Source organism: Flavobacterium sp., from assembly GCF_036515215.1.
GTDB lineage: Bacteria > Bacteroidota > Bacteroidia > Flavobacteriales > Flavobacteriaceae > Flavobacterium.
The window spans coordinates 1-9,168 of sequence record NZ_DATBVQ010000167.1 but is presented as its reverse complement, the minus strand read 5'-3'; the positions used below and the strand labels follow the sequence as shown (position 1 = coordinate 9,168).

Genomic DNA, 9,168 nt, shown 5'->3' with positions numbered 1-9,168 from the left:
GCATCATGCAAATCCTGCATCACATAATCTAAATTCTTAGGCGTTTTCTTTTTAAGCTTATCGAAATACTTTTTGTTTTCTATATGCTTATCTTTGGCAAGTTTTCCAAGATCGTTTAAGGATGGTTTCAAGCTTAAATTTTAAAATTGATATCCGCAAAAATAAACTTTCTAACCCAAACAGTAAACTTTAAACTAAATAAATGAAAGACCTTTTTGGCAAAGCCATCCTCGATTTTCAAACGAATAATTCCCCTGAAGATTTAATTACCGAAACGACCATTTCCGAGGAAGATCAAATGAGTGTCGCTTATTTGTTTCGTTCCTATAATGAAATGCCCAATATGGAACAGAAAGCACTTCAACTCGCCAAAGGCAGAGTACTGGACGTAGGTTGTGGCGCGGGAAGTCACAGTTTGACTTTGCAAAACGAAAGAAATCTAGAAGTAACAGCTATAGATATTTCTCCAAATGCAATACAGGCATGTACATTACGCGGAATAAAAGACGCCCGAGTGCAAGACGTAATGACGTTAGAAAACGAAAAGTATGATACCATTTTATTATTAATGAATGGAGCGGGCATGTGTGGAAAATTAAAGAACATTCCGAATTTCCTTATAAAACTTAAATCCTTGTTGAATCCGGGAGGACAAATTCTGCTCGACAGCTCGGATATAATCTATATGTTTGACGACGATGAAGATGGCGGAAAATGGATTCCGTCCGATAATGCGTACTACGGTGAAGTTGTTTTCAACATAACATACAAAGGAGAAAAAGAAAAACCTTTTGACTGGATGTATATTGATTACAATACGCTTCAAAATGCGGCTTTCGCCAATGGTCTAAAATCTGAATTGATCCTGGAAGGGGAGCACTATGACTATTTGGCCAAACTTTCGATATAAAAAAGAATTTACAGATTAACATTGATTTAAGAAAAACAACACCGAAAATTTGACCATTACTGCCCCAAAAATTCAAAAGGGAAAAATAATTGTAAAAGTGGTCAACTTGTTTTGCCATTTGTAATGTTAATGAAAGCTGGTAAATTGCCTTCAAAATCAAGCAATGTATGCATCTTTACAGCTCGTTTGGCTTGTATGTATTTTGCCCAATCAAATAGACTTAAACATAGACTGATTGTCGTGGAGTCCAGCATGAATATTTTCAACTTAATTTTGAATTTTGCCTGTTTGAACTTGGAGAGATCTAATTTTGAACTTATTTTAGAAAACAAAAATCTATTTGCAATAGAAGAGAGCTTTTTTTGTTGTACAACTGAAAGTTAATTTGAGACTAGAAAAATCATTCTCTTTTTTATGTTTATTTTTAAATGCTTAAGACGCCATTGATTTTATGGATATAAATTTCACGGAGTTTATTCTATTCAATGCATCAACGCTTACAACAACGATGACTACCCAACTAAAAAAAATACCATAAGTCAGTATTATTAAGTCATCAATGATTAACTTTACTATATGATGGGTATTTCATGCCCGAACACCTATACCGTCAATTAAAACAAGTAAGTTATGAAGATTCTTGTTCCAACTGATTTCTCCAAAACAGCTGATAATGCATTGCAGTATGCTATTAAGTTTTTTAACAAACCGGATAGTACTTTTATATTGTATCATTCTTTTATGCCATTCGAGAGCGGATTTTACAGTCACAAAAAAAGTGAAGAGGAGAACAACCGTGAAGAATCTGAACTGAAAAACACGTTAAAGCAAATAGCACATAACTTCTCATTGAAAAACGTAAAGGCGGATATAGAAATATTTGTGGACCGAGGAATAGGAGAAAGCAATATTCTCAGATACGCAAGGGATCACAAAATCGAACTGATTGTAATGGGAACAACCGGAGCAACCGGATTAAAAGAAAAACTGGTAGGTACTGTAACAGCAAATGTAATGAACAAGTCCGACTGCCCGGTCATTGGTATTCCGGAAAAGTACAAACCTGGTTCCCTGAGGAAAATTGCTTTTTGCAGCAATTACCAATTGAATGACATTGGAGCATTAAAATACCTGATTCACTTATCAAAAAACTTGCAGGTTGAAATACAGATATGGCATTTTCATAAAAAAGCAACTGGACCGGACGGTGAAAACAATTTATCATTGGAATACAAGACTCTGATCGAAAAATTTTTCGGTAACAAAAAATTTACATTCCATTTTCCGCACACTGATAATATTCAGGATGCGTTTGACAAACTTTCAGGAAGAAAGGAACTGGATATGATTGCCTTGATAACGCACAAGAGAAAAGGTTTTTTTAATTCTCTTTTAGATAGCAGTTTAACCAAAAGAGTTGCCTATCATACGAAAGTACCATTATTGGCGATTCCTTCAGAGCTAAACGGTTAATGTTTTTGAGTAAGTTAACTATAAATGCTTGTTCACAGAACTCATGAGCTTATTTCCATCCATATTCGATTTTATCTTGTGTTCTGCACTAATTGTTTATGCAGGAACAATACTTTCTTCCTATGGCGACCGGATTGCCAGACTTACCGGATTAAGCAATGCGTGGATTGGATTGATATTGATGGCATTGGTTACCTCTTTAGCCGAGTTGATTATTTAAATCAGTGCGGTAACAATTGTTAAAGCCCCAATTTTAGCAGCCAGAGATGTTTTAAGTAGTTGTGTTTTTAATCTACTTATTCTTTCTGTTTTAGATACCCGAATAAGGCGACCTCTTTTTCAGTCGTTTAATCCAGTCCTATTGTGGTATCAATTTTTGGACTTCTGTTTAAACCCCAAAAAAAGGGTATAGCTGTTGGGTCTTGACACTTTAATTATTGTTATTCTATATTCGGCACTTATCACTTATCTATTAAAAGGTAGCAGATGAAAAAGGTATTTATATTATCCACACTCCTGTTAACAGGGCTAGTTCTTTCACAAGTACTTCCAGTTGTTGTTGATAATTACAGTAGCTTGAATATCTATATTAAAATGTGCACGATTATTTGTCTTGCCTTTATTATGATTCATGTTGGATATGAGTTCGAAATTCGTAAAGACAAAATAAAGGACTACGGCTATGATTACCTTATCGCTTTTTCTGCCGCAACGCTACCATGGATTTTTGTCACCATCTATTTTGTTTACGCATTAACTCCCGATTCATTCCGTTCTGGTGAAACATGGATTAACTCGTTACTTATTGCACGATTTGCTTCCCCTACTTCAGCTGGGGTTCTGTTTTCTATGCTGACTGCTGCGGGCTTGGCCTCCACTTGGATGTTTAAAAAGACTCGAGTCCTAGCCATATTTGACGACCTTGATACTGTTATCCTAATGATTCCCCTCCAAATGCTCATAATAGGATTTAAGTTTGAGTTACTTTTTGTAATGGTTATAATGATTGTTCAAGTTCTGTTCGCGTGGAGACACTTTAATTCACTACAACTGTCAATACGCTGGAAAAATGTATTGTTTTATGCCGTAATTATTTCGGGGACAGCAGAGATTATTTATTACTTAAGTAAAGCAATGTACGAAACTGTAGGGGTGCATATTGAAGTTTTATTGCCTGCTTTCATCTTAGGTTCCATGATTTCAAAGAAACATAACTATATCAGGTCACATGAAAATAATCAAGGAGAAGATATACTCGAACAAAAAAAAGAAAAAACAGTTTCTTATATTGTTTCTGCTGTTTTTATGTTGTTTGTCGGGTTATCAATGCCTCCTCTAGAAGGTTTTTCAGGTAGTGATTTAAAAACCCAGCATTTTGAAATTGTTGATGCAGCTCTTAAAGGAAATGAAGTTTTAAATTTAAATCCCGAACAAACTTTAAATTGGGAAACCATTATTTTTCATGTACTTATAGTAACATTATTATCTAATATAGGAAAAATGGTTCCGGCTTTTGTATATCGCAGAGAAGCATCCTGGCGTGAACGACTTGCTGTTGCAATAGCTATGTTTCCTCGAGGAGAAGTAGGCGCTGGTGTCTTAATCATTTCCATGTCTTATGGAATTGGAGGACCCATTGTTACAATAGCGATGCTTTCATTGGCCCTAAACTTACTTCTAACAGGATTATTTATAATGCTAGTGAAATCGTTGCTTAAAAATGTTCCCAATACTCAGATTTAATTTAGTAAAGTATTATATGCTACACACAACTATTTTGCGTCAGACGGGCTAACGTGCAATTTGAAGTATTGTGCAAAATTAAAACTGTGTTCTGAAACTAGTCCGAACACAAAGGCAAAAACGTCAGTGCTGAGTCAGTTATCGGTGCAGTGTTTGCTTCTAACACAAAATAATTTTAACTAGTTAATAGTTTTAGTTAATACGCGCAAATACAACACAATAAATAAACGAGAAATGAACTGGATAAGCAAGTTTATATTGGAACAAAAAGCGTTGCAACTTGCCAAGGGGAAAGTTTTAGATGTAGGATGCGGAGCGGGAAGCCATAGCTTGTATTTACAAAACGAAAGTAACTTAGAGGCAACAGCAATCGATATTTCTTAGAATGCAATTCAGGCATGTACACTTCGCGGAATAAAAGACGCAAGAGTTCAAAATATGATGACTTTAGAAAACAACAAACACGATACTATTTTATCATTTATGAATGGAGCGGGTATATGCAGAAAACTAAAGAACATCATGAATTTTCTTATAAAGCTTAAATCTCTATTGAAGTCGGGAGGACAAATTCTACTGCACAGTTCGGATATCACCTGCATCTTTGACAACGATGAAGACGGCGGAAAGTGGGTTCTCTTTGATAACGCATATTATGGTCGAAGTTATTTTCAACATTGCGTACAAAGGTGAAAAAGAAAAACAATTTGACTGGATGTATATTAATTACAACACACTTCAAAATACAGCTTTCGCCAATGAATTAAAATCGGAACTGATTTTTGAAGGAGAGCCCTATGATTATTTGGCCAAGCTTTCGATATCAAAAAACAAAAAATTACAGACACTATCTTCTAAAGCATAAAAAAACCAAACAACAGTCGTTGTTTGGTTTTTTGATTTATTACTACTCCCATTAAGGTATATTCAGATATTTATGTGTTTGTAGCGACACTCTCCATTTCGGATTGTTCATCACATAGTCAACGATTAGCGGAGTCATTTCCTCCTTCTTGCTCCATTCAGGCTGAAGAAACAATATCGCGTTATCGTTTACTAATTCCGCTTGCTCCTCTGCAAAAATAAAATCATGCTTATTATAGATAATGACTTTCAATTCATGTGCGTTGTCATAAACAGTTTCCGTTGGAAGTTTATTTTTCTTTGGCGAAAGGCAAATCCAATCCCAAGTTCCGGTCAATGGATAAGCACCTGACGTTTCTATATGCACCTTTCTGTTATTGTCTTTAAGCATTTGTGTAAGCGGAGTCATATCCCACATTAATGGCTCTCCTCCTGTAACGACAACCGTCTCTGCATATTTACTTGCGTTAGCTACGATTAAATCAACACTTGTAGGCGGATGCAAGGCAGCATTCCAACTTTCTTTGACATCACACCAATGACAACCTACATCGCAACCACCTATTCTCACAAAGTAAGCCGCTGTTCCCGTATGGAAGCCTTCCCCCTGAATCGTGTAAAACTCTTCCATTAAGGGAAGCATCGCCCCTTTGTTAACTTCTAACTGTATTTCTTTTGATAGCATTATTATAAATTAAAGTGCAAATATAGCCAATTAGAAAAGGAGTTAATTTAATTATATGGAAATGCTTTCCAAAAAGAACTCATAGTAACGAAAAAACTCATAGGCAACATTTTATAATTGTAAATAAAACAGTAATCAAAACATCAAAATAGGGCAACTCATTAAATTCAATTCCATATAAAACAAAAAAACCGATAGCGTTGAAGCTATCGGTTTTCATCTATAAAATTAATTATACTATTTCAAAGTATTCAAAGATTGTTTCGCGTATCCGTTCTCAGGATCAAGTTCTAAAGTTTTTGCAAAATATTCTTTTGCTTTCGCTTTGTCAAAATTAGCATAACCGGCTGCCATAGTATTATAAGCTTCAATTAGCTTAGTTTTAACCGCTGGTTTAGCCAATTCTTCCGGACCTTTCTTAGTCACAATATCAATATACTGTTGGTAATATTTGATCATCAACTCATCATTCCCAAGCAAACTATTTGTTCTTGCACGATACACGTATACATCCTGAGTATCTGGCGATGCCTGAATCACATTTCCAAAAGCAACATCCGCCTTGTTTAAAGCAATCGTATCTTTTACAGCGCCACTTTTTGTGTTATCAAAATACAATGAGTTCCCTAAGTAAAAATTATCAAGCAAATAGTTTTTAGATTCTTTGTATGAAGTTGCGATTTCAAAAATAGCAGCCGCTTCTTTATACATTTTTTTCTCATAAAGATCCTTTCCGGCTTCACTTAAGTCATTAGCAACTGCAGGCTCCATATCAAACGCTTTCTTAACAAGAGCCATTCCTTTGTTGAACAATACCGGCTCTGCAACTGTAACATCGGTACCCATTGTTGATTTTTTAATATTGGCTAATCCAAGGTATAAATAATCAAGAGACATCACATTATTTGACGCATTCGAAGTATAGTCCTCAAGGGCTTTGATAGCCACATCAACATTATTATTAAAATATGCAGAATAACCTAAATAACGTAAAATCCTAGGATTTACATTGTCAATTTCCTTCATTTTATTCGCTTCAATTTCTAAAGCCTTGTAATCATGCGCAACAATTAAGAAGTCAGCATGACGCATACGTGAAGCTAAAGAATAATCCGTCAGGCTCATGTATTTCTCATAATAAGATAATGCTTGCTTCATGTATTCATCATTTTTAGAAGGTACATTAACCGCCCAATAGTAATAGGTCTCAGCCAACTCACGATAAAGAGGCCCATAATTAGGATTTGTTGCAATTACATCATTAAAAGCTTTTACAGCTTCTGTATATGCTTTAGCTCCTTTAAGTAAAACTCCCAATTGCATTTTTGCTCTAATTAAAGAGTTGTCGGCTTGAAAAGCATTACGATATGCAGAATAAGCATCATTTTGGTTTTTATCACCATAATAAGCATCACCTAAAGCCAACAATACAAGAGGCTGTTGAGCGTATTTCTCATTTACTTGCTTTAAGGTAGCTATTGCGGCTTTATAATCAGGTTTCACAGCATTCATGTATGCTCTAGCAACATACACATACTCTTCGAAATCCCTTCTTCCCATTTCTTTAATTGCCAAATCAAATTTAGTTTTGGCAGCAGCCGAATTACTGGCATTAAGGTCCATTTGACCCAATCCGATATAATTAAAGTGCGCTTCATCTTTAGCTTTCAAACCATTCTCATAGCTAACCTTTGCAGAATCAGCTACCTTTTGAGTAAGATAAACGTTTCCTAAAAGGAAATAAGCAAGTCCTTTATCCGGATCTGATTTGATTATCGATTTTAAAGTAGTTTTCGCATTTTGGTACTTTTCAGCATCAATCTCCCTTTTTGCTTGATCGATATCCTGCGCTTGAGTAAACGTAACGGAAGCCAGAAAGGCAACACCTAAAATTTTAAATTTGTTCATTTTAACTTTATTTGATTTATTCATTTTCATTTTCATTATTTGATTTTGTTTTAATTATAACTTTTCTTCCGGGAGTACGCCAAGGCAATAAACCAGACTTTAAAATTATCCGTTGTCCAATATCACCGGCGACAAATGAAGCGAAGCCCATTCCTAATCCGGAGTATCCCTGACAATTGATTATATACAAATCACGTGCCAAAGGATAAGTACCTTCTGCTAAATTGTTTTGTGTAGGCGCAAAATATCCGGTTTTCGAAATCCCTTTAACACTTAAAACATTTACCTTTTTTAAATACTCTTTTACATTAGAAGTTGGTTCATACAGCCAATTAAGTCCAACCACTCCAATCATACCATCATTCTCAGAAACATATTTTATAACTTCTTCATTCGTCTTGAAAGAGTAAATCCCTTTTGCAGGAACTGTCTTAAGCCCTGCCAAGTCATTCATGTAACGAACCGTACTAGAGTTCAGATTGTCAAAAACCAATCCTTTAATTGAAGATTTGGTTTTTCCTCGCATAAATTCGATTACATCTTCTAGGGCTATAAGAGTATCCTTGCTAGCCTTATTAGAAATGAAAGCTATTGCATCCGTTCCAATTTTAGTGGTCTTAGGTGTTATTTTTAGATTCTGAAAATACTTTGTTTCATTTTCATTTAATTTTCTAGCTAGAACAACGATTCTTGAACTATCCGCTAAAAATGCTTTTTCAATTTCATTTTCCGATTTAGAAGTCAGAATGATTTTAGCCTTGTATTCACTCTGAAAAATATCAATTTGAGCTTGAATTATTGGCTTTAAAGTTTCATCAACCAAAATTGTAGTGGATCCTTTTAAAATTGTTTCTTTATCAGAGCTATCCGATTGCTTACAGTTGAACAGCACTCCCAAAAAAAGAAAACCCAACATAATTTTTACAGAATTTTTCATAACTTAAGTTTTATCATCATTAATAATCCGTATAAATCTAATGAATGCATACACGATCAGCAAAATCCCAAAAGCAAGCCTATAAGGCGTTGCCAAGTCAATAGGGAAATTCTTCATAAAGATAACAAATAATCCCAAGACAAAATAAAGTATCAAAAACAAAATCCCTATAACAAGAAGAAATCGCTCTTTGGGCGATTTCTTCTGAATATTTCTAATTATTTTATCCAACATTAATCCGCTGTTTGAATAGTGATCGGAAGGGAATAAAGCACCCTTACCGGTTTTCCATTTTGAACTCCAGGATTCCATCTAGGGCAACTTTTTAAAACTCGTATCGCTTCTTTCCCTGTCCCGTAACCAATATCTCTTAAGACTTTGATATCAGTTAAAGAACCATCTTTTTCAACAACAAAAGTTACGTAAACTTTACCTTTCAAACCTTCCTCCTCTGGAGCACGATAGTTTTTAGCTACATAACCATAAAACTTATCCATTCCTCCTGGAAATTCAGGTTTCACTTCGATACCTGCGGTGTTGTAAATTTGATTGTCTTCTTCAACAATTTTTGTTGGTCCAGGCCCTACTGGAGCAACAGTTAAAACCGCATCTGGATCTCCTTTAATTGTTTCAGCTCCAATCTTTTTT

Annotated in this window: 9 protein-coding genes and 3 pseudogenes; 5 read left to right on the top strand and 7 right to left on the bottom strand. The window is 35.0% G+C overall.

Going from position 1 to position 9,168, the window contains the following annotated elements; genetic code table 11:
* A pseudogene (locus tag VIH09_RS11300) lies at positions 1–131 on the bottom strand (YkgJ family cysteine cluster protein); the annotation flags it as partial.
* A 71-nt stretch (positions 132–202) separates the two neighbouring features.
* Here VIH09_RS11300 and VIH09_RS11295 point away from each other — a divergent pair.
* Complete coding sequence (locus VIH09_RS11295; RefSeq protein ID WP_331581006.1) at positions 203–910, top strand: class I SAM-dependent methyltransferase; 708 nt, start codon at positions 203–205, stop codon at positions 908–910.
* A gap of 110 nt (positions 911–1,020) precedes the next feature.
* On the opposite strand, the pseudogene VIH09_RS11290 reads toward VIH09_RS11295, so the two are convergent.
* Positions 1,021–1,167: pseudogene (locus VIH09_RS11290) on the bottom strand (IS4 family transposase); the annotation flags it as partial.
* Positions 1,168–1,540: 373 nt separating this feature from the next.
* On the opposite strand from VIH09_RS11290, the gene VIH09_RS11285 reads away from it, so the two are divergent.
* The 4 genes and pseudogenes from VIH09_RS11285 to VIH09_RS11270 all read left to right on the top strand — a co-directional run.
* Positions 1,541–2,383: a universal stress protein gene (locus VIH09_RS11285; protein WP_331581004.1), complete on the top strand. Its 843-nt coding sequence runs from the start codon at positions 1,541–1,543 to the stop codon at positions 2,381–2,383.
* A gap of 43 nt (positions 2,384–2,426) precedes the next feature.
* A complete protein-coding gene (locus tag VIH09_RS11280) occupies positions 2,427–2,603 on the top strand; it encodes a hypothetical protein (RefSeq protein WP_331581002.1) in 177 nt (58 codons plus the stop codon).
* 266 nt (positions 2,604–2,869) lie between these two features.
* The gene (locus VIH09_RS11275) at positions 2,870–4,126 is read left to right on the top strand and encodes a hypothetical protein (RefSeq protein ID WP_331581000.1); all 1,257 of its coding nucleotides are present in this window, start codon (positions 2,870–2,872) and stop codon (positions 4,124–4,126) included.
* Between the two features lie 258 nt (positions 4,127–4,384).
* Positions 4,385–4,991 (top strand): annotated as a pseudogene (locus VIH09_RS11270) (class I SAM-dependent methyltransferase); the annotation flags it as partial.
* Positions 4,992–5,042: 51 nt separating this feature from the next.
* Here VIH09_RS11270 and VIH09_RS11265 read toward each other — a convergent pair.
* The 5 genes from VIH09_RS11265 to VIH09_RS11245 all read right to left on the bottom strand — a co-directional run.
* Entirely contained in the window at positions 5,043–5,675 is a 633-nt protein-coding gene (locus VIH09_RS11265; protein ID WP_331580997.1) for a 7-carboxy-7-deazaguanine synthase QueE, read from the bottom strand.
* Between the two features lie 237 nt (positions 5,676–5,912).
* Entirely contained in the window at positions 5,913–7,583 is a 1,671-nt protein-coding gene (locus VIH09_RS11260) for a tetratricopeptide repeat protein (RefSeq protein WP_331581008.1), read from the bottom strand.
* Between the two features lie 16 nt (positions 7,584–7,599).
* Positions 7,600–8,520 carry a substrate-binding domain-containing protein gene (locus VIH09_RS11255; protein WP_331580995.1) on the bottom strand — a complete coding sequence of 307 codons (921 nt, stop codon included), beginning with the start codon at positions 8,518–8,520 and terminating at the stop codon, positions 7,600–7,602.
* Positions 8,521–8,523: 3 nt separating this feature from the next.
* Complete coding sequence (locus tag VIH09_RS11250; protein ID WP_331580993.1) at positions 8,524–8,754, bottom strand: hypothetical protein; 231 nt, start codon at positions 8,752–8,754, stop codon at positions 8,524–8,526.
* The coding region (locus VIH09_RS11245; protein ID WP_331580991.1) for an energy transducer TonB at positions 8,754–9,168 on the bottom strand (415 nt) is incomplete at its 5' end. The genes VIH09_RS11245 and VIH09_RS11250, both read right to left, overlap by 1 nt.

Excerpts from the sequence above, each read along its gene's own strand:
- VIH09_RS11260 (WP_331581008.1), bottom strand. The coding sequence starts at position 7,583 with ATGAACAAATTTAAAATTTTAGGTGTTGCCTTTCTGGCTTCCGTTACG.
- VIH09_RS11275 (WP_331581000.1), top strand. The coding sequence starts at position 2,870 with ATGAAAAAGGTATTTATATTATCCACACTCCTGTTAACAGGGCTAGTT.
- VIH09_RS11295 (WP_331581006.1), top strand. The coding sequence starts at position 203 with ATGAAAGACCTTTTTGGCAAAGCCATCCTCGATTTTCAAACGAATAAT.
- VIH09_RS11250 (WP_331580993.1), bottom strand. The coding sequence starts at position 8,754 with ATGTTGGATAAAATAATTAGAAATATTCAGAAGAAATCGCCCAAAGAG.
- VIH09_RS11265 (WP_331580997.1), bottom strand. The coding sequence starts at position 5,675 with ATGCTATCAAAAGAAATACAGTTAGAAGTTAACAAAGGGGCGATGCTT.
- VIH09_RS11280 (WP_331581002.1), top strand. The coding sequence starts at position 2,427 with ATGAGCTTATTTCCATCCATATTCGATTTTATCTTGTGTTCTGCACTA.
- VIH09_RS11285 (WP_331581004.1), top strand. The coding sequence starts at position 1,541 with ATGAAGATTCTTGTTCCAACTGATTTCTCCAAAACAGCTGATAATGCA.
- VIH09_RS11255 (WP_331580995.1), bottom strand. The coding sequence starts at position 8,520 with ATGAAAAATTCTGTAAAAATTATGTTGGGTTTTCTTTTTTTGGGAGTG.